The organism is Paenibacillus sp. LHD-38, from assembly GCF_031157315.1.
Classification (GTDB): domain Bacteria; phylum Bacillota; class Bacilli; order Paenibacillales; family Paenibacillaceae; genus Pristimantibacillus.
The window spans coordinates 14,006-38,440 of record NZ_JAVIFU010000011.1; the positions used below are offsets into that span (position 1 = coordinate 14,006).

Genomic DNA, 24,435 nt, shown 5'->3' on the forward strand with positions numbered 1-24,435 from the left:
GACTAGAGGCTTCTCATGAGTTCACCGAACTTGTGGGAAGCTTCTTTTTTCATTGTCTTGGTTACGTGCATGTAGACAGTTCGGGTTGTGTCGTCATCCTTGTGGCCTAAGCGTTCCATGATCTCATGTAAGCCAACGCCAGCTTCTGCCAGCAGAGATGTATGGGTATGGCGCAATGAATGGGGTGTAAGCTTTTCGTTTAGCTCAGCGAGCTTGAGCAGTCTCCCCATACGGTTCTCGATTGTTTTGATAAACTCAGGATAGCTCGTATTAAGTGCTTCGGTTTTCGCTACGACAAAATCCCCTTCATGATAGGTGCTACGGTATCTCATCATGTTTTCTTTCTGACGTTTGCGGTGCTTCTTCAATTCCTCGAATACTACCGGAGGAAACGAAAGATTTGACAAAAAGTAACTGGGAAAGCATGAGATCAAATATCTCGGAGGTGTGGAGAAATATTAAATCCGGCATCCAATGGGACTCCATGAAAGAAGTAATATCGAACGTTTGGGGTGCTATTAAACAAAAGACGAGTGATGAATGGAATAGCATCAAGGGTGTTGTTTCTGGTAATTGGGATTCATTAAAAACGTTTGTTAAATGGAATGAGATTGTAGGGGTAGTCGGTTCTTCATGGAATGCCGTAAAATCCTCAACAGCTGCCAAATGGGATGAAATAAAAGCCGCCATTAGTGACAAATGGGGCGCAATAACTCAAATCGATTTTAGTGATATATCGGCAGTTGTGATGGTCGCCTGGGGTGAATTAAAAAAAGGTACGAAGACGATGTGGGAAGGCAATGGACGGTTATCTAAACCGCAGCAACGTCATTCGCTAAACTCATCAAAGCGCCGCTCAATAGCGTTATCGATATGGTGAACAACGTCTTGGATTCGATCAATACATTATCAACAATTGAGCTTCCAAAAGCTTTAGGCGGCGGAGAAGTAGGCGGGCTTAAAATAACGAAAATTCCACGACTCGCCCGCGGCGGTATCCTTGATACAAAAACAAATGTGGGTAATTTCATAAGCGGCGAGGCTGGCGCGGAGATGGTCGTGCCGCTTGAAAACACTTCATTCACCGACAAGATTGCGGCAGCGCTTGGAACGGCGGTAATGACTGCTATGCAAATGTCGAACAACAACAGCAGTAGCAACCAGAGCGGCGGTAACATCACTCTCGATAGCACGGTTATTGGGCGCGTTATCACTCCGCTTGTGAACAAGGAAAACAGTAGGTTAGGTGGCCCCATGATTACAACGACTTAGAAAAACGAAGCCCGACTGCATATGCGGCCGGGCTTTTTTTTATTTTACCTATTCAATTAGAGAAGCCGCCTAGCGAACCTTGAATTCGCAGGCGGCTTTAATTTTAGATGTTTTAATTAGTGTTGACTATGAAGCCCCCAATGAGCCTGTTCGTAATGACTGTGATCTCCATGTGTATCATAATGACCGGGTATCCCTACCCAATGGAATCCATCAGGTGGATGCAATTGAGGAGGCATTCCCACTGGTTGTTGTAGTGGTTGATTTGCTTGATAGTAACCTATATGAGCATGTTCAAATTCACCTAAGTGAACATGCTCGCCGTGTATTACAGCTTCATAATGTTCAGGGATATCTACATGCTCCCAATGTTGACCTTGACCGTGATTGTGATCGTGATTATCTGGCAATTTACGTCACTCCTTTGTGATTTGGATTCATAAGTATTCTTGAACAACCCCTCTTTATTAATTCGAGGATAAATATGGGTAATTATTGGAGTGACCTATATTCGCTTTAAGTTGATGGTCACTCAACAAACTAACAAGCATTTCAACAAACAGAAAAAGTCCGACAGGTCTTGTAAATCAAGGGGTTTTACAACATTCTGACGTTGAGCTAACAAGCAAACTAACCGGCACGAAATATTTGTTGTTCAATCTGTTGTTCACTGTCTTGGTAATTCAGCCATGAAAGCACTGATATCAAGCGGTTTTTGTTGCCGTTCTGTTGTTCAACCTGTTGTTCAATTGGTTCCGATCTCACTCGCCAATTTTGGAGAGTCAACTCACACGATTAAGGCCAGCGAAGCCGTCACCCACATCCAGATGGCACACGCTCCCGATCCGATCAGAAACCACCGACCAAATTGCTTTACTGTTCGGGCTGCAGCTGCATCTCCTTGTGCTACGAAGCGCTTCTCTAACACTCCCGCGCTGATAACTACGCCTGCGATACAAACCATCGTCACCATTGCATTCAGCTCCCTTCGTGGAATATTCCTCGCTCTGTTCCTCGCGACTTGTTAAGAGTATAGTTCGAGCCGCTTGTACATAATTCGCAAAACTTTTCGAAAGGTTCGTTTAAATTTGGGAAACTCGCCCAAACTGGTTACTACAGGGAGGGATTGAGAATGTGGGGTTTAGGTAAAAAAAGGAGCCGACTGGGTAAGTGGCTCGATCAGCACGGATTAAATCAAGAGCAGCTTGTAAGGGAATCTAAAGTCAGCCGGAATACGATCAGCAAAGCCTGTATTGATGATGACTTTATTCCGAGTCCAACCGTAATGAAGAAGATTATGAATGCGGTACGTCAGATTGATCCTAACGTTAACGTCACTAAGTTTTGGGATATATAACCCCCTTACAATCAGAGGAGAGATGAATATATGTTTGCTGAATGGATCCTGATCTTAATTTTTTTGGGGATTGGATACATGGCTTATAATCTCCACAGAATTAGAGCCAATGAATTAATAAAAGAGTCATCAAGACTTAATAAAATGCTCTCACTAAATGTCGATGTGCGTAAGATTTTACTCGCTGGAATGTATCAACGTTTTAAAAGGGAAGAAGGGAAAACCGAGGATACTCCACTTGATTTTGAGTATTTTGTTGCGAAGACAATCCAGATCATACAAGGTGGGACGTGTGAGGTAACGCCTCCGAGCAATGATGGAGGCATCGATATTTTACACTATTCAGAGGATGGGCTGCAGCTTGTTCAGGTGAAATGCTATGCACCAAATAATCGAATTGATTTTCAACCCATAGCGGTTTTACATAGTCAAATGGTAAAACAAGATGCGGAAGGCGCTTTAGTAGTCACCACAAGTTCATTCAGTCAGGAAGCAATTAGATATGCGAAAGAAGTAAATGTTCGATTAATCGATGGAGAACAATTTTTAGATATGTGGCTTCAAAGTATAAACATAACATTAGAAGAGATCGGGGAAGGATCAACTTCACCATTGACCCCTTTCTACAACTAATAAAGAGTAAGAGGTGGGAGGGGTCTTATATTACAGAAAGAATTAGGGATAAATACCCAGACACATTGGACGTTGCGGATATTCAGAAGATAATGGGGGTCGGCAGAGTGCAGGCATACAACCTAGCCAATTCTAAGCAGTTCCATATCGTGAAAGTCGGCAGCCGGATCAAGGTTTCCAGGGATGTGTTTTTTGATTGGTTGGAGGGAACGAAAGGGGTATAAACCGGCTTGCTGAGTGGTTATTTTACAAAAAAATGCATTGATTATTGGTTTATTACGTGTTATAGTCAGTGTAACAGAACCCGCTCGCACCTCTCAACGATGTGTAACAGAGCGGGTCATTTATTTTTAAGGAGCTTCTTAAATATGAATGTTCATACTACAATACAACTGAAGCCTCCCACAACATTCGAAGAGCAACTTGACATATTAACTGGTAGAGGACTGATTGTACAAGATCGCCAATTGGCAATTAACGTTCTATCCCGCTCGAATTATTACAGGTTCACTGCCTATGCTCTCACTTTTAAAAATAAAAGCGACAGGTTCCATAAAGGCACTACTTTCGAAACTCTTTATATGCACTACATGTTTGATAGGAAATTACGGATATTGTTATTAGAAATTATTGAACCTATAGAAATTGCTTTTCGAACGCATCTATCGTATTTAATTGCTCATCATTACGGAGCGGAAGGTCATCTTGACCCACAAAATTTTAAAGATGCTGACAAGCATCAATCATTTTTGTTAGACCTTCAAAGGTGTCTTGGCCAATCTACAAAAGACTTATACGTACAACATCATAATTCAAGATATGGTGGTAGATTCCCTGTTTGGGTGGCTCTTGAAACTGTTACATTAGGGACTTTATCTAAGCTTTTTTCTAACCTCAAAGTGGCTGATTCCAAACATATAGCGCAAGAATACTATCCGAGCTCCCATTACAAAGAAATTTCAAGTTGGCTTCATTCATTAACTTTGCTTAGAAACAGATGTGCTCATTATAGTCGCATATTTAATCGTAGTTTTCCTAGTCAAGTTAGAATTCCCAAACAGTACAAATCTGCTATGCTTCAACCTTCTAGTTTGTTTGCTACGATCATTGGGATTAAGTTTTTTAGCACGCCGGAAACTTGGGAAATGTGGTTGGTTAAACTGTTAGCGTTAATGAACGAATACCCTGGTGTCCGGTTAGATCGAATTGGCTTCACGCCAGATTGGTATGACTTATTGAGCCAATAGACCGCGTCTAGTAGCTTCTCATAAAACGCTTCGAAATTGGTATCAGAGGGAGAATTTAGATCGCTTGATAAAGATTGAGGTTTCCCCACACAGTTTCCCACATACGCATTTTTACTGCCTAGTTTTCAATGGAATCAAAAGACGGAAGCCCTTGATATATCGGACTATTCGGAAACGTGAGGAATCAAAAAACCGCCCAGAAGCATGGGCGGCATGATGTAATAAAGGTGATAAACTCTTACATTTGTGAGATTGCCTAGGCTAATTCAGCCCAGTTTGAGAACTGGTCACGTAAAAAACTATTTTCTAAAGTAAAGACTACTTCCTAATAACAGGAGGTAGTCTTTTTTATGTTGTTAAATTTGCCTATCAGGATTTATTAGGAATTATCAAATTTGAGTAAAAGAGTCAGAGAGAAGTCAGGAGCTGTGTAGTCCTATCTTCTCTTATTGTTTGTTGAAACCTGAGACATATGACCTAGCATATCGTATAATTGCTGGAAGAGAAGGAAGTATAAATGAAAGTTGGGGTATCCATTGAGAGAAAAATTTGCGTTCATGAATTACAAGCTGATTATTAAAATACTGATAGCTGTCCTATTCATTCAGCTCTCAATGAAGTTCTTATTCGATGATAACTATCTACTCAGTACTGGGTTTACACTTGCTGGTATACTTCTTTTGTTTCATGTGCTTGAGCGCAGCTATAACAATGGAAAGAAAAATCAAAAATCAACATGTTAAAATAAGAGTCTGACTTCATTCGCTAAAAATGGTAACAACAAAGGAGATTACATCATGGATTCGATATTATTTATTGCAGCTTGGGCAATTGTTGGAATTTTTATTGGTGGAGTAATAGTACTCATTAAAGCTAAGTTCAAGAAATAAATTTACAACGAACATGGAATTTATTAGGATAAGGAAGATTACAACTGAATTTGTAAATGCATATGAAGAATGGAAAGCTGAGAGGATTACAGCTGTTGAAGCTTTGAAACGAGTAAACATGAAACCTAATACCTTTTACCGAAGAGTCGCTGAGTATGAAGTCAGTATTCAACTAGTGTCGCAAGCGTAAATATAATGCGTGTGATAGCAATTTGCAACGAGAGGTTATTATTGATGGCCGGTTCTCATTTAATTAATACTGAGAATACGGTCATTTTTCTTGAGCAGCTAAGTCACATTGTAAGTAAGCATTGATAAATCTCCACTTTTAAAAGACGTGTGTCTCTAGGGTAGGGGCGGTGGTTTCTACCTTTGAGATCAAATGCTGTTTCTTATTAGGGGGTAGCACATCTAAACCTCGAATATTTGATTTTGAAAAAGTTACATGAAAAAAAACAATTACTCCAACAGTGAGTAATAGCTACATGCTATTCATATAAGAATATACATACGATTGCTGAGAAGAATAGACATACTGGCGAGTGCTTACATGGCAAGTTTTTTTGGAATAGCGACATGCTGCTTGTTGATGAATGTAGTCGTAAACGGATTGAGGAAGTGGTTGAGCATTTAATCATACAAGGTGAATTTAATCGAATATTTGATAAATGCTGTGATTAGTCAATACCTAATTTATAAAAGTGGAGTTGAAAACCATGGCATTATATACATGTCCTTGTTGTGGTTATAAGACAATAAATGAACAACCGCCAGGAACATATGATATTTGCGAAATCTGCTTTTGGGAAGATGATGGTGTTCAATTTGATAACCCAGATTATGAGGGTGGAGCAAATGAGGTATCACTTAGACAAGGTCAAAGGAACTTCATTGAGTTTGGTTCATGTGAAGAAAGATGTATATATTCTGTTAGACCTCCAACAAAAAACGATGAACGTGATGAAAAATGGAAGACATTACCTTATAAATAGGAGCGGTCACATGAGAAAAAGGGTTAAGAAGAAAATTCATAAATGCTGTTTGGAGGATGTTTTCTATGAGATAAGCATTTCCTCTTATTGGCGCAAAAAACTATTTGAAAGTTCTGAAAAAAGTATGCTGATTATTGACAAGGATAACCTGCTTGGCATAAATGACTATTTAAAAAAACAAATAAAGCGTTATGATCTAAAATATTACGTATCAGTCGTACCTCATATGGATGCAGCAGGATGGGACGATTGGGGTAATAACCTATTTTATTTTAAGTTTGAACCTGTAGAGTTTTCTCACATCGTGTCTTACTCAGCTAATAATCCCAATGTAATTTAAAAAGTATAAATAAAAGCACGATTTTATCTAGATAGGGTGAAGATGTAATGGAGATATTTAAAAACCAAGTATGGGTGTTTAAAACAGATTACAGTTCTTTTTTATATTGCCGCTTCATTTTAATTGATTTAATAAGTCGATTTCCAATTAACCAAGATGAAGCAATCAAACGTATAAATTCTTTTTGGGGACATCTAGAGGAAGTATATGAAGGTGACATTATGTATCATGAACTACCTGAATATTGGTCTTCAAATATGTACTGGGGACATGATTCGGTTTGGTGGAAAAAAGGAGATGAAAGAATTAAATATAATCTACAGGAACTAAAAGCATATCGATTTGATAAATCAACTAAATATGAATTATGGGAACCTCAAATTAACTATTCAACCGATTATATTGATGATTTTGTATTTGCCGATAATAAAGAAATACAGGAATTAATAGATAAGCATTTGATGATTGGTAAGTATCATAAGAAATGGGAAGTAACTGCCCAAAATTATAGAGAAGCATTGCAAGCATTATACATTTTTAAAGGGTGGGGAGAGTACAGAGAGGTGCAATGATAAAAGAGCAATTTTATGGGGGAATACCAATGTCAACATATTATTATTTTCATTGTTTGAAATGTAAAGTCAAAGGTGGGTTCTATTCTAGGCAGGCATGGGGATGGGGAAACTCTGAGGAAGTAACAATCATGGAGGAAAAAAAAGGAGGCTACCTATACAAAGCAGTTTTATTGTCTGCCAAAATATAAAGTTTTCAATAGTTGAAGTTAGTAAAAGGTTACCTTCAAAAGGTAACAATTATATTGTGATTGGGAAACAAATCAGCTGAGGCCACATGAGCCAGTCCCTTCCGAGGGGGAGCTGTCCAGGCAATTTGGCATAAGCAGAATGACGGCCAAACTTGCGCTTGAGCAACTGGTTAACAAGGGAATGGTGTATCGTTTACCAAGAAGAGGAACGTTTCTCTCCGATCCGGCTGCTTTACGTTAAAAGCACAGCCACCGGAGCCGAGTGTGAATGTGGAGTTTGAAGACCGCTTTGAATGGACCACGGCTAAAAATACTTTTAATAACAATCCGTTAAAAACGGAACCGAACAACGGTGGCACGGTTGTCGGCAACACGTTTAATGGCGCATGGCTTATCTACAAAGATGCCGAGTTCGGGACGCAAGGCAAAAATTATGTCGAGATGGTATACGACTCGCCTTCTAATCGAGCCCCGGCAGACGTCGTTGCAGAAATTAGAATGAATAACAAAGACGGTGCGATTATCGGCAAGGTTAATCTTCCGAATACGGGCGGCAGTTGGGGGGCATACAAAACAGTCGGCGCACATCTTGATCAATCGCTGACAGGCAAGCAAACCATTTGTATCGTATTGAAGGGATCAACCACATCAAGCCTTTTGTATGTAGGGAACCTCGATCGGATGAAATATTCCAGGGTCGATTAAGAAGCTTGTATTATAGTTCGTTTTCCGCTTAAAATGTATAAAAAAAAGGCTCCTTCCTTCTAGCTAGAAGAAAGGAGCCTTTTTTTGGCGGATTCTTTATGGAAACTAGGCGGAATTATACCAGAGTGACTGAAATGCCTATACTTTTTTAAGAGCGGATTACTTCATCGAGAGCGAGCTTTGAATTAGAAGGCAAGTTGTTACTTTTTTAATGCTTCAAGCATGTCGTGGATATGGCTATGCATGAGCTGCCTTGCCTGCTCACTGTGTCGTTCTTCAATGGCGATCGCAATTAAGATGTGATAATTGGATGCTTTGGTACGCATATGAGGCAAGGTGTTTGTCTGTTTGCGACCTTCGGAGAGAAGTGGGTAGATTGACTCCAACATGCGAAATAGGACAGGATGCTGTGCTGATTCTGCAATGAGATGATGGAAGGCAAGATCGGTATCTAAAAATGGTCCCCCTTCTTCCATCTGGTTAACCATAGAGTCGGCCAGCGTTCGAAGTTGCTTGACTTGGGTGCGCGTAGCATGCTCTGCACTTAAGGCAGCCAGTTTGGGTTCAATGAGCAGTCTTGCTTCCAGTAATTTGACGAGAGAAATATCACCCAGTTCCTTAAGGTCCGCAGTAGGGTCTTCTAACAATAATGGATCGTTGCGTACATACATTCCCCGTCCATGTTCGATACTGACATTTCCTTGGCTTTCCAGAGTCCGCAGTGCTTCTCTTACAGTAGATACACTTACAGCCAGGTCCTTAGAGATCTCTTGAAGCGTTGGTATACGTGATCCGGGAGGCCATTCCCCACTTATAATTTTTTGTTTAAGTACATCTATTGTCATTGAAAAGGTAGTTTTTTTCATCATCATAATCCCCAATGTATCTTCATATTAGGTCTATATTATCATAATCGTACAAGCTTCTCCTAATCGTAATTACATATTGACATCTAGAAATAAAGATACTATGATACCTTCATAAAGATCTGATCTTTATCGGATAAAAGTAATTAAACGAAATAATTTATGTTATATCCTAATATTAGATCAGATCTATATGTGTCAATTTTATAACTATCAAATATAGATAGGATCAATAAAAAGGGTGTCTGTCTTTGTTACAGAGGAGGAGGATAGGATAAGATGGCAATCGTATCTTTTGAAGAGTCCAAGGTTCTGTTTAGCGGGCAAGAGGTGGAAGCATCATGAACAAAAAGGAACAGCTGCAGCAGTTAAAGGATTCCGGAATCGTTGCAGTCATTCGAAGGCCTCCATATAACAAGGTCATTCAGATTACGGATGCACTGGTTTCAGGTGGCGTCGGAGCGCTAGAGGTTACGGTCGATACAGACAGGGCATATGAAATCATTACTCAGTTGAAAGAGAGATACGAAGGTAAAGCCTTAGTTGGCGCAGGTACAGTATTAGATGAACAAACAGCGAAGGCGGCGATCGAAGCGGGAGCTGATTTTATATTCTCTCCGATCCTGGATGAAGCTACGATTCGTCTAACCAACCAATATGGACGTATCTCGATTCCAGGGGTCATGACGCCGACAGAGATCGTGAAGGGGTATCAATACGGGGCAGACATGCTTAAAATTTTCCCGGGCTCCTCACTAGGTGTTAACTATATAAAAGAGTTATCGGCTCCACTCGGACATATTCCGATGATGCCAACAGGTGGAGTTACTTTGGACAATGTGGGCCCATTTATTCGCGCAGGTGCTGTGGCTGTAGGCATAGGAAGTTCTTTAACGAATGTGAAAGCGATTGCAGAAGAACGGTATGAGGAGCTTACAAGGTTAGCTCGACAATTCAGACTGGAAATCAAAAAAGCTAGAGAATAGGGAGAGGGTAAATTTGAAAATTACTAAGTTTGAGACTTTTATAGTACCACCCCGGTGGCTATTCTTAAAAATTGAAACGGATGAAGGAATAGTTGGATGGGGGGAGCCTGTTATCGAAGGCAAAGCTCATACGGTACAAGCGGCTGTAGATGAGCTCATGGATCTGTTAATCGGGAAAGATCCGCTTCGCATTGAAGATCATTGGCAGGTGATGTATCGTGGCGGGTTCTACCGTGGCGGTTCGATACTGATGAGTGCGATTGCAGGGATTGATCAGGCGTTGTGGGATATTAAAGGAAAATATTTCAATGCTCCAATCTATCAGCTGCTTGGCGGGGCTTGCCGTGATTCGATGCGTGTCTATTCCTGGATCGGTGGGGATCGGCCGAGTGATGTTGGACTAGCAGCATTGGAGAAGCAGCAGCAAGGCTTTACAGCGATTAAGATGAACGCTACAGAAGAGATGCAATATATTGATAGCTATCAAAAGGTGGATCAGGTCGTGGAACGGGTAGCAGCGATCCGTACTGCGACTGGTCCGGACTTTGGCATCGGTGTAGATTTTCACGGCCGTATTCATAAACCAATGGCAAAGGTACTTGCCAAAGCATTAGAGCCTTACAGGCTGATGTTTATAGAAGAACCCGTGCTTCCAGAAAATAACGAGGCACTCCGAGATATTGTCAGTCATACCAGCACACCGATTGCGACGGGTGAACGAATGTTCTCACGCTGGGATTTCAAATCATTGCTGGAAGATGGCTATGTGGATATTATTCAACCAGATTTATCGCATGCAGGCGGCATTACAGAGTGTAAGAAAATCTTCGCGATGGCGGAGGCTTATGATGTTGCAGTAGCCCCTCATTGCCCGCTAGGCCCTATTGCACTTGCTGCTTGTCTGCAAGTTGACGCAACAGCTCACAATGCAGTCATTCAGGAACAGAGCCTTGGAATTCATTATAACCAAGGGAATGATCTGCTGGATTATATAACGGACCCAAGCGTATTTTCCTACGAGGATGGGCATGTGAAGATTCCGCAGGGCCCGGGGCTAGGTATTACAGTTAATGAGGAGTACGTCCGTAAAATGGCGTCGGAATCCCCACATCGATGGAGAAATCCGATTTGGAGACATAAGGACGGATCGGTGGCCGAATGGTAAACAGATCGGTGAAATAGTTTAGATTATTTTCGCCCACAACGGGTCAAGTAAATAACTTATTCAAAAGTGTAGACTACTTCCTCAATACAAGGAGGTAGTCTTTTTTATTTTGGAAGCACCATTCGCTATTGTTTGTTGTAACCTGAGACATAGTGCCTGTTAATATGAAAAAGGAGATCGTTAAGCAAGTCATTGATGCATGGAATCCGTATGGTCTACTACCAGATGCACCTGACGAGAATTTTAAATATGTAGTATGTTTAGACGCAGCGCAAGCAGGATATGGAGATCGATCAAAGAAATACAATGAAGGCAGGGAATGAAGAATTCATTCAAGGATTGAGGTAGAGAATGAAGAATCTTATTAGCTGGCTGCAAGCAAAGTATGCAATATTATGCCCTCATTGTGGAATGGAATTAAATTGGTTTGAAACTGCTTATGGCAAAGAAAATGATACAGTTCACTTGAAGTGTGTAACCTGTGATATTTTCTTTATTCATGATGAAGCATTAACTGAAACGGATGTACCGGGAAGACGTATCGAGCATTTTAAACAACAGGGCTGGGATGATGAGGGTTATCAAGGTGGACCGTCTAGTCATTACTATAAGCCTAAATGGTTGCGACGAATTGAAAGGCTACTAAATATTGAATAAATGAGTAAATGATGGAGGGAATATGCCGACATTCAAAGAGTTGATTATCGTTACAGATTTTACTAAGGTTTGGGAAAAGTTTATAATCCATTATCCGAACAAGAAGGAGCGATTTGACAAGTTTAGCACGCTCTATAAAAAACTGAAACTGGCTTCGCCTTTTCCAAACGAAACTAACATGTATATTTATATAAATGCTTTCCAGGAGACAATTGATGGGGATTCAATCTGCATCAATGAATTTAGTGATGAGGATGACTTACTTCATTTTGATGTTTGTGGAATGGATGACGAATGGATAGGTTACTCCATTGCATCAAGCAAATTTAGTGAATGGTTGGGTTATTACATAGATGAAGAGTCGTTAATTACTATGACAAATGAATGTTTTGTCGCCCATTGTCTTTGGGAAATGACATTCTACTATGGATATGATGACGGAGAATCTATATAAATATTTGATTTCATTGGACAGATGAAAGATATAAAGCGATTAAATGAGCTAAGAAATGAATAGGAGGTTTTAAATGGGGAATAACCAGTATTCCATATGGATCGAAGCGGAAGAATGGGCTGAAGGATGGGATATTCACGACGACAATACAGATGTAATCGTTACGTTCGAAGATGGTTCGAGATGGGTTGCTTCATGTTATACATACAAGAATATATATACGCTTGCGGAAAAGAATAGACAGACGGGCGAGTGCTTACAGGGAAAGTATTTTTGGGGAAGTGACATGTTGCTTGTGGATAATTGTAGTCGTAATCGCATTGAAGAAGTGATTGAACATTTAATAGCCGAAGGCGATTTTGAAAGGATATTCGATACGTGTGAAGTATTCTAGCTGCCAAGCAACGCGCTTTATTGGCCATACATTAAGCAAACAAATGAGAGATCATTTGTTTTTGACGCAGTCTGCCATCACCCGCGGAGCTTCTTAGGCTGCATTTCCGCAGAGCGTATTAATCATGTTGAAGTTTGTACAGCAGAAACCCATTCGTGCGAGGTGTTTCATAGCTACGCTGCAGTTACTACAACAGAACAACCTACAGACGAGGTGTTTCATAGCTACGCTGCAGTTACTACAACAGAAACAGCCTATTTAGACTAATTGAGGTCTTCTTAGGCTGTTTTTGCTGTATTTTCTACACTGTAGCGCCACACCATGCTCGCAGAACCTGGTTTCTATTGCACAAAGTGCAGTAGCCAACAGGCAACTCGCTTTATTGGGCATTCATTAAGTGAACAAATGAGAGATCACTTGTTTATTGTGCAGTCTACCCAGACGGGCTCATCTAGAGGCCCGTCTTTCTTTTGCTTAGACAGGCACGTGTTAGAGAAAAAAATATACCCATGCGGGTCATTGTCCATAACTTCAAAGAAAGAAGAATTTTCACTTATAAGTTTATCTATCTCCGCGAAACGAGCTTTACCGCCAATGGAAGGCTGCAGCTCTGTACGCTTGTATTTTAAGATGTGGATAAACTCGATTCGCCGAAGTCCAAGCTTCATGACCAAGATAAAATGAAAACGCATACATGTTATTTTTGTTTTATTTTATCCCATCACTGCCTGTAGGGGGTGGCTAATGGCTTTAAAGCGATTGGTAAATCTTGCGGAGCCCGATAAATAGGTGTTTTTAACGCAAAAATGACACATTTTCGATATTATTAGACTAGTTTGATTAATTCGTTATTTAGTCTTTATTCATTATAGTATGCGCTTTCACACGAGAGTGAAAATGACATATTTACGGTGCTTCCACTTGTAGGCTATCGTTGGAATTGTAAGCGATAGCATTTTTCGAATCCTGTCATGGACCACGAGGCTAAAGCAACAATAACAAAACCGGAAGGAGTGATTCTATGCAGGAGGCTAAAGGTATCGTAACGGGCAGCGTGCTTCCGGAACCGGGTAAGATGAAGAGCAGAGTGTGGAAAAGAATTATTCAGAACTGGGAGCTTTATTTATTCATTGGACCCGCATTTTTCTACTTTCTAATTTTTTCTTACGTTCCGATGTACGGCGTACAAATTGCGTTTAAGAACTTCATACCTACTAAAGGGATTATGGGAAGCCCTTGGGTTGGATTCGATCATTTTGTCCGATTTTTTGAATCCTATTACTTTTGGGACTTGATATGGAACACATTGAGTATTAGCCTGTATGAATTGGCAATCGGGTTTCCAATTCCGATTATACTGGCGCTGGCCTTCAATGAGTTGAAGGGCGGGTTCTTTAAGAAGATGGCTCAGACCGTCACTTATGCGCCGCATTTTATTTCGGTAGTCGTTATGGCGGGTATGATCATTACTTTCTTGTCACCTTCTAATGGGATCGTCACACACTTAATTGAATGGCTCGGGTTTGACGCACCTGATTTTCTGACGAGCCCTCAGTGGTTCAAGACGATGTATGTGTTCTCGGGTGTATGGCAAAGCGCAGGCTGGGGTACTATCATTTATTTGGCAGCGCTGTCAGGAGTAGATCCGGGTTTGCATGAAGCAGCGATTATTGATGGTGCTTCACGGTTCCAACGTGTTCGTCATATTAACATCCCGACGATCATCCCGACGATGACCATTCTATTGATTCTGAACATGGGAAGTCTGCTTGGGGTAGGATTTGAGAAAATACTATTGCTGCAGAACTCGCTGAATATGGAGGCATCTGATGTCATTTCGACTTTCGTATACCGTTCGGGGCTTGTGGATGCCCAGTACAGCTTCTCGACGGCGATCGGCTTGTTCAATTCAGTTATTAACGCGATTGTGCTTATTGTCGTGAATCAGATTGTGCGTCGTACCAATGAAAACAGCCTGTGGTAAAAGAAGGGGGGTTAGCCAATGATTTCTGCTGTTAAAGAATCCGGACGGGATAAACTATTTCTTATTTGCAACTATCTTTATGTATTCTTGGCTTTCATTATTGTAGCCTATCCTGTCATTTATATGATTAGTGCTTCAATTAGCGATCCGAATTTAGTCGGTTCCGGTGAAATGTGGTTGTGGCCAAAAGGCATTACTTTCGAAGGCTATCAGAGAGTGTTCCAGAACTCGAGTATATGGACGGGATACGGCAACACTATCCTTTATACGGTGGTCGGTACGGCGATCAATTTATTAGTTACGCTGCCGGCTGCATATGCGCTAAGCCGTAAAGACTTTTTGGGACGTAACTTTTTTATGGGAATGTTCCTAGTCACCATGTTCTTCGGCGGCGGCCTCGTTCCAAGTTATTTGCTCGTCAAAGAATTAGGAATGATCAATACGATGTGGGCGATTGTAATTCCTTCAGCCGCTTCGATCTGGAACATCATTGTAGCCCGTACGTTCTTTCAGTCTTCGATTCCTAAAGAGCTGCAAGAGGCTGCACAGATTGACGGTTGCACCAACATGCGGCTGTTCATAAAAATCATTCTGCCATTGTCGATGCCTATCATCGCGGTTATGGCTTTGTTCTACGGTGTGGGTAACTGGAACAGTTATTTTTCTGCACTCATCTATTTGAATGATGCTGCGAAATACCCTCTGCAGCTTGTCCTGCGACAAATTCTTGTTCTGCAGGAGATGTCGGCACAGGGCGGTGGCGCAATGGATGCTTCAAGCGCGTCTGCCCTCAATAACAAGGCAGAAATCGCTTCGCTGGTCAAATACGCCGTAATTATCGTAGCGACTGCGCCTATTATTGCCGTTTATCCGTTCCTTCAGCGTTACTTTGTGCAAGGTGTCATGATTGGTTCCGTAAAGGGCTGATCTTGCTCATAAACATACAAAAAGGGAGAGGTTTTTTGGATGAAAAAGCTACGTAAAGCATCATCGCTATTGCTCGGTATCACGCTGCTCATCTCAGTGTTAGCGGCTTGTGGTTCACCGAACGAAGAGGGCAAAACGAATGGCAGCAATGCCGGTTCCGAAACTTCCAATGCGGCTGAAGGGGTCAGCAAAGAAGGCTTTCCGATTGTCAATGAACCGATTACGCTCAAAATGATGTCACAGGATGTCGGCGTTGCGGATTGGAACAAAATGCCTGTACTACAAGAGATGGAGAAATTGACAGGCATTAAACTGGAATTCCAGAACGCACCGGTTGACAGCTTTGCGACCAAGAAAAATCTTGTATTTGCCAGCGGAGATTTGCCGGATATGTTCTATGCAGCGGATCTTAAACCTGCAGAACAAGTCACTTACGGATCTCAAGGTGTTCTTATCCCTCTTGAAAAATACATTGATGAAGGCTACGCGCCTAATATCAAAAAGATCTTTGATGACCATCCGGAGATCCGCAAGTCGTTCACCACGCCAGATGGACATATTTATGCGCTGCCGAACGTTGATTTAGCAGCAGTCTGGTACCGCGGTCCAATGTGGTACAACGGCAAGTTCTTGAAAACTCTTGGGGCAACAGAGCCTAAGACGACTGACGAGCTGTATGCCTATCTGAAGCGCGTTAAGGATGAAGATGCGAATGGAAATGGTAAGCAGGATGAAATTCCGCTTACATCCGTTAAACTAAACGATTTGCGCATGTACTTCCTCGGTTTCTGGGGCATTTATGATGAGGTCGTCTATGCCGATAAGGATGGCAAAGTGCATTACACGCCACAAGAAGAGGGTTACAAAGGATATTTAACGTTCCTGAACCGTCTATGGAAAGATGAGCTGCTCGACCATGAGACATTCTCGCAAACGGATGAACAGAAAAAAGCAAAAGGGAAAAACAATCAAATAGCTGTGTTCAACGACTATCATCCTTACTTTACGCTAGGCGGCGAACCAAGCGAAGACCACCCGTTGATGACGCCGGTGAAAAGTGAAATTGCTGATTCTCCTGTCTATGGCAAGCACCCTGGTATTTCAGCGAATGGTACATTCGCGATCACAAGTAGCAATCCGGCTCCTGAGGCAACTATGCGTTGGGTAGATTACCTATACAGCTATGAAGGCGCTACGTTGTTTAGTCAAGGTCCAGAGAACCTTCTATGGAAATATAAAAACAAGGAAACGCACGAAAAGGAATGGCTTCCTGTTCCAGGCGGCATCGACCGTGAAGAATACCGCGGAACGATGACACCAAACTATGGTATTCTTACGCCGGGTATGAACTCAAGCGATATTGCCGTAGGACTTCGGAGCGAGTTCGACCTATGGATCGATAAGCAAAATGCAGAGAAGCTTACGCCAATCGGAAAATCGCCTTACCCTAACGTTTATTTGACAAATGAAGAGCAAACCGAGGCTTCTGCTTTATTATCCGATCTGAACACTTACGTTATACAGATGGAAGCGAAGTTCGTAACCGGTCAGGAGCCGCTCTCCAATTGGGACAAGTATCTTGAACAAATTAAAAAAATGGGCGGCGACCGTATCGCTGAGCTTTATCAAAGCGCATACGACAGATAGAAAACAGAAACCCGGTCATGCGAAATCATGACCGGGTATTGTTTATTATTCATCATCCGCATCGGGCGCCGATTGGGCCTGCCCGTTCTCCCAGAATAACTTGCGGTATTGGCCAGGCGTATAACCGGTTTCCTTCTTGAATTTCCGGATAAAGTTAGGCGTATCCAAATAACCGACCTGAATAATGATTTCTTTGAGCGGAGCGTTCGTCGTTTTTAAATGGCGCATAACCTCATCCATTCTTTTTTGCCAAATATATTGAATAAAGTTAAGGCCCATCTTTTCCTTGAATGACCGGCTGACATGAGAAGGCGAAATAGCGAACTCAAAGGCTATCGTCTCGAGACTGAGCGTATGGTCCATATAGTGATCGTCGATATAGGACACAATCCGGTCGATCTGCGATTGCTCTTTTTTCTGATTGTTGCGCTCCACTTGATTGCAGATACGGGAGGCGAGATTCAGGAAGCCGCTCTCCAGTTCATCTAATGAATTGGTGTAAATCATATTTGGAGCCATTTCCTGAATCAAATTATGGATACCGAGCTCAGATGCGGTTTTCAGCATCGTGTTAAGAATATCAAAGCATATGCAGCGTTTAAGCAATGCGGACAGCTCGGATGATTGTAGGCTCCGGATTGACGGACTTATCATCTGTGCGGCGACATCGTAGCTTCCGAGCTTGAGGCTCTGTGCGAGCTTCATCAGCGAGTTGTTCGGAATCCAGAACGTATGATCCGGCGTATGAAGCAGCTTCTCGAAATAGGTGACGGTGCCGAGGCTGCTGGACGCTCGCAGTTCGAATGCGGAACAAGCTTCGATAAAGGATTGATTCAGCTGATCAGGACTATAGTAGCAGGTTCCGACGCCAATCGTGGGAGTAACATCGAACGTTTCCAGCATGTTGCTGCGCACCGCTTCGACAATGTGACGAATCGTGGTGGTTTCCTGCTCCGATTTGTTCATATTGAAGCTGATAATCAGCGCGAGTTGATCGAGTTGAGGGAGCTCAACACCGTAGGCATGAGCAGCCAGCTCCGGGAATTCGATCTGGGCAAGCAGCTCGATTATTTCTTGCCGTTCCTGTCTCTCGTCTTGCGTGTCCTCCATTGCGCCCCAGCCTATCACGATAACGAAGTGATGAGTTCGGTCGAATTGAAGATCGAATGCTTCTTGCAGCTCTGGCGTTAGACTTTGCGCATTCCCGTATTTGAGCAGCATGGACAGGATTTGATTTCGGGCGTATGGCTCTTGAAGATCTACACGCGAGCTGTATTCTTGCAGAGCTGTTCGAATGCGGTCTAGTTCGTTGCCGGTTGCTTTAGATTCATCTGACAGATGCTTCGGTTTTGATTTGGAATTTGCGAACTCCAGAAGCGTAGAGATCGGCTGGTATTGCATTCTGGCAAGCAAGAGGGCAATCGCAGCCCCTACAAGAACAACGATAATGAATAAAATGACGATGAAGCTGCGAACATGCACGACGCTGCTGAAAAATTGCGCGCTCGGCATGACGGTTACATACGTCCAGCCGTTATTCTCCGACGTTACGGATACGATCGAATGCGGTTTGCCATTTACTATTTTATCGTGAATGCCGGGCGAGAGACCGAATAAGGATTTCGCCTCAGCATTCGTTAAGGCTTCGCCTTGTCGATTGTCTACAAGAATTTGACCTTTGTTATCAAGAATATAAGTCAATCCTTGATAATTGCCTAGAATCGAATCGATTAAACTCGTGAGCTCGGATTCCTTGATCAGATACATGATCGTTCCGTGCGGGTTTGGACTGAAAGGAGTAATGGGAACCAGATAAGCCAGCATCGTATCCTCCAGATAAGCATTGCGGATGACGGAATCGGCTGGACGCATCGTTGGAAACTTGACGCTGTTCAAATCTTGGAAAACGGATTGTTTGTCCCAGTTTTTGAAGTTGAAGCTGCTTGCGAATACGTCAAGACTCGACAAACCTTTCGCGGAGTAAATGTTATCATCCTTATGAAAGTATAAGAACATTTCGCTAATGATAGAGCTTGTCGCTTTATATTGATCCAAGGCTTGAATGGCTTCTCCGCTAAAGTAAGAATCATGAACCCGATAGAGAGTCAGCCTCTTGTCATAGGAGACGCGGGATGCAATTTCGTTAAGCTCCTTCATCCGGCCGTCGATAATCACTTTGGTCTGCGTTAATTGATTGAGACGGGATTGCTCGATTTCGGAACGGAGATTGGTGACTGCGTTTTGATAGATGAATATGGTCATAAGCACTAATGGAATAAGTAAAATGAACAAGTAAGACCAGATATATTTTAAGAACAGTTTGGATTTGAAGTAATGCCGTTTCATTTATTCTGCCTCCTGTTGTACCGATCCATTTAGTTGTTTCTAATCATACCAATAAATATACAATTTGGACATAGAGGCGAAGAGTACTAAAAGTGATCAGCATGCGAGGCTTATTTGGCTGGAGGTATACCATGAGCGAAACACATCAAACAGAAGAACAAGAGCAGGTTGTAGAGCAGGGAGTACACAACTTCAGCAGTGAAGAGAAATGGGTAAAACCCGAAGATCCGCTGCTGCTGGAGCGTCTCGAATGGTTCAAGGATCAGAAGCTGGGTCTTATGATGCACTGGGGGCCGTATTCTCAGCTTGGTCTCGTAGAATCCTGGGCGCTCTGCGACCAGGATGAAGAATGGTCCCGCAATGAGATCGATTGGGATGTTGACGCAGAGGAACTGAAAAGACAGTACTTCGGATTAAACAAGACGTTCAATCCGCTCCGCTTTCAGCCCGAGCTGTGGGCAGACCTGGCTGCGGAGAACGGCTTCAAATATTTAAATTTCACGACCAAACATCATGACGGCTTCTGCATGTGGGACACCGCGACCACCGACTACCGCATCACAGGTCCGGATTGTCCCTTCCACACGCATAAGTACGCCGATATTTGCAAGCAGCTGTTTGATGCTTTTCGCGCAAGGGGCTTAGCTATTTCAGCCTACTTCTCGAAGGCAGATTGGCACACGCCTTACTACTGGGCACCGGGTATGGAGCGCGGCACTTTTACGTCTCGGGGGCCTTCCTATGATCCGAAGCAATATCCTTGGCTGTGGGAGCAATTCGTACAATTCACCCATAAGCAAATTATGGAACTGATGACGCGCTACGGCCGAATCGATATGTTATGGCTCGATGCAGGCTGGGTTAATGATTATCGCGACCAGAACATCAGACTGGGTGAAGTGGTGGAGAAGGCGCGTGAAATCCAGCCTTGGCTCCTCTCGGCTGACCGTACCGTCGGCGGACCGTATGAGAATTTGATTACGCCTGAGCAGACACTGCCGGAGCGTCCGCTGAATGTTCCATGGGAGAGCTGTATTACGATGGGTTACGCGTTCTCTTACCGCTATGAAGATAATTATAAATCCGTTCGCCAGCTGATCCATTTGCTCGTTGAAGTTGTTGCGAAAGGAGGCAATTTGGCCCTTAACGTCGCTCCGCAGCCTGACGGAAGACTGTCTCAAACCGCCATTTCCCGGATCAAGGGGATGGGCGCATGGTTGAAGGTTTATGGCGAAGGAATCTACGGAACGCGAATTTGTGAGCCGTATTCCGTAGGCAACTGTCAGTTTACGAGAAAAGACGATACGATCTATGCTTTCTACTTGTACAAGAATGAGCAAGAGACGGTGGAAGAGGAGATACACCTTCCGGTGCAGCAAGCCTTCAACCAGATTGATCTCGTAGGCGGACAGGACAACCTGTATTATCGCCGGACGGAGAACGGAATTATTGTACGTACACCAGAGAATGAACGCTCAGATCAAGCGCCGATAGCGCATGTATTCCGAATCAAGTAATCGAAAGGGGAAATGAGATATGCAGAAGTGGTTTCAGGAGGCTAAGCTCGGAATATTCATACATTATGGCATCTATGCCGTAGACGGGGTCGCGGAATCGTGGTCTTTCTATAACGGAAAAATGTCCTATGAGGATTACATGCAACAATTGGACCGGTTTACGGCATCGAAATTCGATGCGGACAAATGGGCGGATTTGATCGAACAATCGGGCGCCAAATATGCGGTCCTTACGACGAAGCACCATGACGGCGTAGCTTTATGGGACACGAAGTACAGCGACTTAAACGTTGTCAAGAAGACGCCGGTGGAAAGGGATCTTGTAAAAGAATATGCGGAAGCTGTTACGAAAAGAGGGATTCGCCTAGGGATGTATTACTCGTTGATCGACTGGTCGCATCCCGATTATCCGAGTGTTTTTGAGGGCGGCAAGGTACCTGATGATTTGAGCAAAGTCAATCGGTTCTCGAATCCGGTCGACGGCGTTCAGGATGAAGAAAAATGGAATCAGTTTTTGCAGTTTAACAATGATCAGCTGAAAGAGATTTTAACGAACTATGGAATGGTCGATCTGCTCTGGTTCGACGGAGACTGGGAGAGAACCGCGGAGCAGTGGAATTTGCCTGCGTTCAAGCAGTATTTGCAGTCGTTCAACCCCGATATCATCATCAACTCGCGTCTGCAAGGCCATGGGGATTACAAAACGCCGGAGCAGGGAATTCCGATTACGAGGCCGGAGGGGCCTTGGGAGTTCTGCACCACAATAAATACTTCTTGGGGATACGTCCCTACGGATAACAAATACAAATCCTTGACTCAGATCATTCGGATGTTCTGTGATTGCATTACGTTGGGCGGCAATATGCTGCTCGATATCGGGCCTATGGAAGACGGAACGATAGATCCGAGACAAGAGGATATTTTGCTAGGGCTAGGTGAGTGGATCCGAACGCATGAGGAAGCCGTGTTTGGAACGGATGAAGGCATTCTGACGAGGTATTATTTGGGCGGCAGCACGGTCTCGAAGGATAAGAAGACCTTGTACCTCTTTGTTTATGACAACCCGAAAGAGAGCGTATGCCTAAAAGGCCTATGCAATCCGATTAAAAAAATTACGGTGCTTCATTCCGGCAAGGAGCTTTCGCATGAGATTCATGGCGGCGTGCCGTGGTTCAATATTCCGGGAACGACGTGGATATCGATGACAGCGGAAGACGCCCATAAGCAGGTTACGGTCCTCAAGCTTGAGTTTGATGAAGAGCTGGATATGTACGGCGGCTCCGGGGCTGTTGTCACGCATAACTAGCAAACCAAATAGATCTCCAAGGAGGCAGAAACAGTGAAGATTGGATTAAGCTCTTATAGTCTATTAAAAGCGATTAAATCCGGAGAGATGAGCATTCTGGATGTTATCCGCTGGGTTGCCGATAACGGCGGAGAGCATTTAGAGCTCGTTCCTTACGGCTACACGCTGGTTGATAACCCGGAGCTGGCGGATGCCGTCCGCGAGACCGCGAAGGAAGCGGGCATTGCGCTGTCGAACTACTCGATGCCGGCAAATTTCGTGCAAGAAACGGAAGCTTTATTCGACGAGGAGGTTGCCCGGGTCAAGCAGCATGTTGATCTTGTGCACCGCCTCGGCATGAATCATATGAGGCATGATGTTACCGCATTTACGATTCCAAAAGAGCAAATGAGCATCCAATGGTTCGAGGATCATCTGCCGCTCATGGTGAAGGGCAGTCAGCTCATCGCGGACTATGCCTCGCAGTACGGCATTACGACAACGATCGAGAACCATGGCTTCAGCGTGCAGTCCAGTGACCGGGTACAGCGCGTATTGCATGCGGTTGACCGCACGAATTTCAAGACGACGCTTGATATTGGCAATTTCATGTGCGTGGATGAAGACTCAATCATCGGCGTGAAAAAGAATCTGCCCTATGCTTCGCTCGTTCACTTCAAGGATTTCTATTTCCGTCCGTATGACCAGGAACCGGGCGGCGGCGAGTGGTTCTTGACCTCGAACGGAAACTATTTACGCGGGGCGATTGTGGGACACGGCGATATCGAAATTCGAAAAATCGTCAAGCTCATCAAGGAATCAGGCTACGACGGGTATATCACGATTGAATTTGAAGGAATGGAAGAGTGCAAATCGGCCTCCCGCATCGCAATGGACAATCTGCGGCGCTTCTGGGACGAATGTTTACTATAAGCGAGATTCGTGGATTAATGCAGAAAAGAAACGAGGGAATCACATGTATTTAAGCGGAGTACCGGAGCCGAAACTTGAATATGCTCCAAAACGTTATATATGCAGGCGCGCCACGGAGCCGCTCCTGATCGACGGGCGTGTCGATAAGCCGTTCTGGGCAGCGGCGGATTGGACGGATGATTTCGTCGATATCGAAGGCGACCTCCGTCCGAGGCCTGCAAAGCAGACCCGCGTAAAAATGCTTTGGGACGATGACTATTTTTATTTTGCGGCGGAATTGATGGAGGATCAGATTTGGGCAACGTTGACGGAACGGGATTCGGTCATTTTCTACGACAATGATTTTGAAATTTTCATTGATCCCGACGGAGATACCCATCAGTATTACGAGTTTGAAATCAATGCGCTGAACACGGTATGGGATCTGCTGTTGATTAAGCCTTACCGTGACGGAGGCCCTCCGGTTAACGGCTGGGATATTAGCGGGCTTCTGACGGCAGTGCATATTGACGGGGAGCTGAACCGGCCGGGCGCAGCGAACCGGAAGTGGAGCATTGAGGCGGCAATGCCATGGAAAAGCTTGCGCGAATGCGCGGCTGAAGCGAAGCCGCCGGCAAAAGGTGAGTTTTGGCGCGTTAATTTCTCTCGTGTCGAATGGCAGGCAGAGGAGCAGGACGGCGAATACCGCAAGGTCGTTAATCCGGATACGGGGAAGCCTTATCCGGAGGATAATTGGGTGTGGTCTCCGATGGGGATTATTAATATGCATTATCCGGAGCTATGGGGCTATGTCGTATTCGCAGGTGAAGACGGTCCGGAATCGTTCGAGCTGCCGGCGGATGAACGCATCAAGTGGGAGCTGCGCAAGCTCTATTACCGTGAGCGCAATTACTTCGCAAGCCACGGCATCTTTACAAGCGATGAGAAATGGTTAATGCATGACGACGAGCATTGGGTGATTAAGCCTGTGATTGAGACAACCAGCTCCCTATTTCAGATATCTGCGCCATCGACGGATGGCAATTCCAGATTCTGCATTAGAGAAGACGGCAAGCTATGGAAGGAGTGAGTACGA

General features: G+C 43.7%; 27 protein-coding genes and 2 pseudogenes. 25 read left to right on the plus strand and 4 right to left on the minus strand.

What is annotated here, in order from left to right; all coding sequences use genetic code 11:
- Positions 1-2: 2 nt before the first annotated feature.
- Positions 3-335 (minus strand): tyrosine-type recombinase/integrase, encoded by a 333-nt coding sequence (locus tag RCO25_RS11395; RefSeq protein WP_374992099.1) that lies wholly within the window; start codon positions 333-335, stop codon positions 3-5.
- Positions 336-400: 65 nt separating this feature from the next.
- Here RCO25_RS11395 and RCO25_RS11400 point away from each other — a divergent pair, with 65 nt between their 5' ends.
- The 3 genes from RCO25_RS11400 to RCO25_RS11410 all read left to right on the plus strand — a co-directional run bounded on the left by RCO25_RS11400 (position 401) and on the right by RCO25_RS11410 (position 1,702).
- On the plus strand, positions 401-880 hold the full coding sequence (locus RCO25_RS11400; RefSeq protein ID WP_308996265.1) for a hypothetical protein: 480 nt from the start codon (positions 401-403) through the stop codon (positions 878-880).
- Between the two features lie 8 nt (positions 881-888).
- On the plus strand, positions 889-1,272 hold the full coding sequence (locus RCO25_RS11405; RefSeq protein WP_308996266.1) for a hypothetical protein: 384 nt from the start codon (positions 889-891) through the stop codon (positions 1,270-1,272).
- Positions 1,273-1,351: 79 nt separating this feature from the next.
- Complete coding sequence (locus RCO25_RS11410) at positions 1,352-1,702, plus strand: hypothetical protein (protein WP_308996267.1); 351 nt, start codon at positions 1,352-1,354, stop codon at positions 1,700-1,702.
- Positions 1,703-2,059: 357 nt separating this feature from the next.
- On the opposite strand, the gene RCO25_RS11415 is transcribed toward RCO25_RS11410, so the two are convergent.
- Positions 2,060-2,245 carry a hypothetical protein gene (locus tag RCO25_RS11415; RefSeq protein ID WP_308996268.1) on the minus strand — a complete coding sequence of 62 codons (186 nt, stop codon included), beginning with the start codon at positions 2,243-2,245 and terminating at the stop codon, positions 2,060-2,062.
- Between the two features lie 159 nt (positions 2,246-2,404).
- Between RCO25_RS11415 and RCO25_RS11420 the strand changes: the two genes are divergently transcribed.
- The 10 genes and pseudogenes from RCO25_RS11420 (at position 2,405) to RCO25_RS11460 (ending at position 8,199) form a co-directional block, all read left to right on the plus strand.
- On the plus strand, positions 2,405-2,629 hold the full coding sequence (locus tag RCO25_RS11420; RefSeq protein WP_308996269.1) for a helix-turn-helix domain-containing protein: 225 nt from the start codon (positions 2,405-2,407) through the stop codon (positions 2,627-2,629).
- A gap of 30 nt (positions 2,630-2,659) precedes the next feature.
- Positions 2,660-3,262, plus strand: coding sequence for a restriction endonuclease (locus tag RCO25_RS11425; protein WP_308996270.1), 603 nt, complete (start codon positions 2,660-2,662; stop codon positions 3,260-3,262).
- Positions 3,184-3,486, plus strand: a complete 303-nt coding sequence (locus tag RCO25_RS11430) for a helix-turn-helix domain-containing protein (protein ID WP_308996271.1) — start codon at positions 3,184-3,186, stop codon at positions 3,484-3,486. The genes RCO25_RS11425 and RCO25_RS11430 overlap by 79 nt, the downstream gene beginning before the upstream one ends.
- A gap of 144 nt (positions 3,487-3,630) precedes the next feature.
- Positions 3,631-4,509 (plus strand): Abi family protein, encoded by an 879-nt coding sequence (locus RCO25_RS11435; protein WP_308996272.1) that lies wholly within the window; start codon positions 3,631-3,633, stop codon positions 4,507-4,509.
- Between the two features lie 948 nt (positions 4,510-5,457).
- Positions 5,458-5,589 (plus strand): annotated as a pseudogene (locus RCO25_RS34840) (recombinase family protein); the annotation flags it as partial.
- Positions 5,590-6,115: 526 nt separating this feature from the next.
- Entirely contained in the window at positions 6,116-6,391 is a 276-nt protein-coding gene (locus tag RCO25_RS11440) for a CPCC family cysteine-rich protein (protein ID WP_308996273.1), read from the plus strand.
- Between the two features lie 10 nt (positions 6,392-6,401).
- Positions 6,402-6,731, plus strand: a complete 330-nt coding sequence (locus RCO25_RS11445; RefSeq protein ID WP_308996274.1) for a hypothetical protein — start codon at positions 6,402-6,404, stop codon at positions 6,729-6,731.
- 47 nt (positions 6,732-6,778) lie between these two features.
- Positions 6,779-7,303, plus strand: a complete 525-nt coding sequence (locus RCO25_RS11450) for a hypothetical protein (RefSeq protein WP_308996275.1) — start codon at positions 6,779-6,781, stop codon at positions 7,301-7,303.
- A 267-nt stretch (positions 7,304-7,570) separates the two neighbouring features.
- Positions 7,571-7,714, plus strand: a pseudogene (locus RCO25_RS11455) (winged helix-turn-helix domain-containing protein); the annotation flags it as partial.
- A gap of 44 nt (positions 7,715-7,758) precedes the next feature.
- Positions 7,759-8,199 carry a carbohydrate-binding protein gene (locus RCO25_RS11460; RefSeq protein WP_308996276.1) on the plus strand — a complete coding sequence of 147 codons (441 nt, stop codon included), beginning with the start codon at positions 7,759-7,761 and terminating at the stop codon, positions 8,197-8,199.
- 200 nt (positions 8,200-8,399) lie between these two features.
- Here the strand turns inward: RCO25_RS11460 and RCO25_RS11465 are convergent, their stop codons facing one another.
- Entirely contained in the window at positions 8,400-9,071 is a 672-nt protein-coding gene (locus tag RCO25_RS11465; protein WP_308996277.1) for a FadR/GntR family transcriptional regulator, read from the minus strand.
- 335 nt (positions 9,072-9,406) lie between these two features.
- On the opposite strand from RCO25_RS11465, the gene RCO25_RS11470 reads away from it, so the two are divergent.
- The 8 genes from RCO25_RS11470 (at position 9,407) to RCO25_RS11505 (ending at position 17,279) form a co-directional block, all read left to right on the plus strand.
- The gene (locus tag RCO25_RS11470) at positions 9,407-10,051 is read left to right on the plus strand and encodes a bifunctional 4-hydroxy-2-oxoglutarate aldolase/2-dehydro-3-deoxy-phosphogluconate aldolase (RefSeq protein WP_308996278.1); all 645 of its coding nucleotides are present in this window, start codon (positions 9,407-9,409) and stop codon (positions 10,049-10,051) included.
- Positions 10,052-10,064: 13 nt separating this feature from the next.
- Entirely contained in the window at positions 10,065-11,216 is a 1,152-nt protein-coding gene (gene dgoD / locus RCO25_RS11475) for a galactonate dehydratase (protein ID WP_308996279.1), read from the plus strand.
- A 351-nt stretch (positions 11,217-11,567) separates the two neighbouring features.
- Positions 11,568-11,873 (plus strand): hypothetical protein, encoded by a 306-nt coding sequence (locus tag RCO25_RS11480; protein WP_308996280.1) that lies wholly within the window; start codon positions 11,568-11,570, stop codon positions 11,871-11,873.
- Positions 11,874-11,895: 22 nt separating this feature from the next.
- Complete coding sequence (locus RCO25_RS11485) at positions 11,896-12,327, plus strand: DUF6557 family protein (protein WP_308996281.1); 432 nt, start codon at positions 11,896-11,898, stop codon at positions 12,325-12,327.
- Positions 12,328-12,400: 73 nt separating this feature from the next.
- Positions 12,401-12,721: a hypothetical protein gene (locus RCO25_RS11490; protein ID WP_308996282.1), complete on the plus strand. Its 321-nt coding sequence runs from the start codon at positions 12,401-12,403 to the stop codon at positions 12,719-12,721.
- Positions 12,722-13,796: 1,075 nt separating this feature from the next.
- A complete protein-coding gene (locus tag RCO25_RS11495) occupies positions 13,797-14,705 on the plus strand; it encodes an ABC transporter permease (protein WP_374992101.1) in 909 nt (302 codons plus the stop codon).
- An 18-nt stretch (positions 14,706-14,723) separates the two neighbouring features.
- Positions 14,724-15,632 (plus strand): carbohydrate ABC transporter permease, encoded by a 909-nt coding sequence (locus RCO25_RS11500; protein ID WP_308996284.1) that lies wholly within the window; start codon positions 14,724-14,726, stop codon positions 15,630-15,632.
- A 39-nt stretch (positions 15,633-15,671) separates the two neighbouring features.
- Entirely contained in the window at positions 15,672-17,279 is a 1,608-nt protein-coding gene (locus RCO25_RS11505; RefSeq protein WP_308996285.1) for an extracellular solute-binding protein, read from the plus strand.
- Positions 17,280-17,324: 45 nt separating this feature from the next.
- On the opposite strand, the gene RCO25_RS11510 is transcribed toward RCO25_RS11505, so the two are convergent.
- A complete protein-coding gene (locus RCO25_RS11510; protein WP_308996286.1) occupies positions 17,325-19,625 on the minus strand; it encodes a helix-turn-helix domain-containing protein in 2,301 nt (766 codons plus the stop codon).
- Between the two features lie 131 nt (positions 19,626-19,756).
- Here RCO25_RS11510 and RCO25_RS11515 point away from each other — a divergent pair, with 131 nt between their 5' ends.
- From RCO25_RS11515 to RCO25_RS11530, 4 genes are read left to right on the plus strand one after another with little or no spacing between them, the layout of a single operon-like run.
- Positions 19,757-21,142 (plus strand): alpha-L-fucosidase, encoded by a 1,386-nt coding sequence (locus RCO25_RS11515; protein WP_308996287.1) that lies wholly within the window; start codon positions 19,757-19,759, stop codon positions 21,140-21,142.
- 19 nt (positions 21,143-21,161) lie between these two features.
- Positions 21,162-22,448, plus strand: a complete 1,287-nt coding sequence (locus RCO25_RS11520) for an alpha-L-fucosidase (RefSeq protein ID WP_308996288.1) — start codon at positions 21,162-21,164, stop codon at positions 22,446-22,448.
- Positions 22,449-22,481: 33 nt separating this feature from the next.
- Complete coding sequence (locus RCO25_RS11525; RefSeq protein ID WP_308996289.1) at positions 22,482-23,360, plus strand: sugar phosphate isomerase/epimerase family protein; 879 nt, start codon at positions 22,482-22,484, stop codon at positions 23,358-23,360.
- A gap of 43 nt (positions 23,361-23,403) precedes the next feature.
- Entirely contained in the window at positions 23,404-24,429 is a 1,026-nt protein-coding gene (locus RCO25_RS11530) for a carbohydrate-binding family 9-like protein (RefSeq protein ID WP_308996290.1), read from the plus strand.
- Positions 24,430-24,435: the final 6 nt, after the last annotated feature.

Bases quoted from the DNA above. Each gene is read 5' to 3' on its own strand.
- RCO25_RS11395 (WP_374992099.1), bottom strand. From the start codon at position 335: ATGATGAGATACCGTAGCACCTATCATGAAGGGGATTTTGTCGTAGCG.
- RCO25_RS11415 (WP_308996268.1), bottom strand. From the start codon at position 2,245: ATGGTGACGATGGTTTGTATCGCAGGCGTAGTTATCAGCGCGGGAGTG.
- RCO25_RS11420 (WP_308996269.1), top strand. From the start codon at position 2,405: ATGTGGGGTTTAGGTAAAAAAAGGAGCCGACTGGGTAAGTGGCTCGAT.
- RCO25_RS11425 (WP_308996270.1), top strand. From the start codon at position 2,660: ATGTTTGCTGAATGGATCCTGATCTTAATTTTTTTGGGGATTGGATAC.
- RCO25_RS11435 (WP_308996272.1), top strand. From the start codon at position 3,631: ATGAATGTTCATACTACAATACAACTGAAGCCTCCCACAACATTCGAA.
- RCO25_RS11440 (WP_308996273.1), top strand. From the start codon at position 6,116: ATGGCATTATATACATGTCCTTGTTGTGGTTATAAGACAATAAATGAA.
- RCO25_RS11445 (WP_308996274.1), top strand. From the start codon at position 6,402: ATGAGAAAAAGGGTTAAGAAGAAAATTCATAAATGCTGTTTGGAGGAT.
- RCO25_RS11450 (WP_308996275.1), top strand. From the start codon at position 6,779: ATGGAGATATTTAAAAACCAAGTATGGGTGTTTAAAACAGATTACAGT.
- RCO25_RS11465 (WP_308996277.1), bottom strand. From the start codon at position 9,071: ATGATGATGAAAAAAACTACCTTTTCAATGACAATAGATGTACTTAAA.
- RCO25_RS11470 (WP_308996278.1), top strand. From the start codon at position 9,407: ATGAACAAAAAGGAACAGCTGCAGCAGTTAAAGGATTCCGGAATCGTT.
- RCO25_RS11480 (WP_308996280.1), top strand. From the start codon at position 11,568: ATGAAGAATCTTATTAGCTGGCTGCAAGCAAAGTATGCAATATTATGC.
- RCO25_RS11485 (WP_308996281.1), top strand. From the start codon at position 11,896: ATGCCGACATTCAAAGAGTTGATTATCGTTACAGATTTTACTAAGGTT.
- RCO25_RS11490 (WP_308996282.1), top strand. From the start codon at position 12,401: ATGGGGAATAACCAGTATTCCATATGGATCGAAGCGGAAGAATGGGCT.
- RCO25_RS11495 (WP_374992101.1), top strand. From the start codon at position 13,797: ATGAAGAGCAGAGTGTGGAAAAGAATTATTCAGAACTGGGAGCTTTAT.
- RCO25_RS11500 (WP_308996284.1), top strand. From the start codon at position 14,724: ATGATTTCTGCTGTTAAAGAATCCGGACGGGATAAACTATTTCTTATT.
- RCO25_RS11505 (WP_308996285.1), top strand. From the start codon at position 15,672: ATGAAAAAGCTACGTAAAGCATCATCGCTATTGCTCGGTATCACGCTG.
- RCO25_RS11510 (WP_308996286.1), bottom strand. From the start codon at position 19,625: ATGAAACGGCATTACTTCAAATCCAAACTGTTCTTAAAATATATCTGG.
- RCO25_RS11515 (WP_308996287.1), top strand. From the start codon at position 19,757: ATGAGCGAAACACATCAAACAGAAGAACAAGAGCAGGTTGTAGAGCAG.
- RCO25_RS11520 (WP_308996288.1), top strand. From the start codon at position 21,162: ATGCAGAAGTGGTTTCAGGAGGCTAAGCTCGGAATATTCATACATTAT.
- RCO25_RS11530 (WP_308996290.1), top strand. From the start codon at position 23,404: ATGTATTTAAGCGGAGTACCGGAGCCGAAACTTGAATATGCTCCAAAA.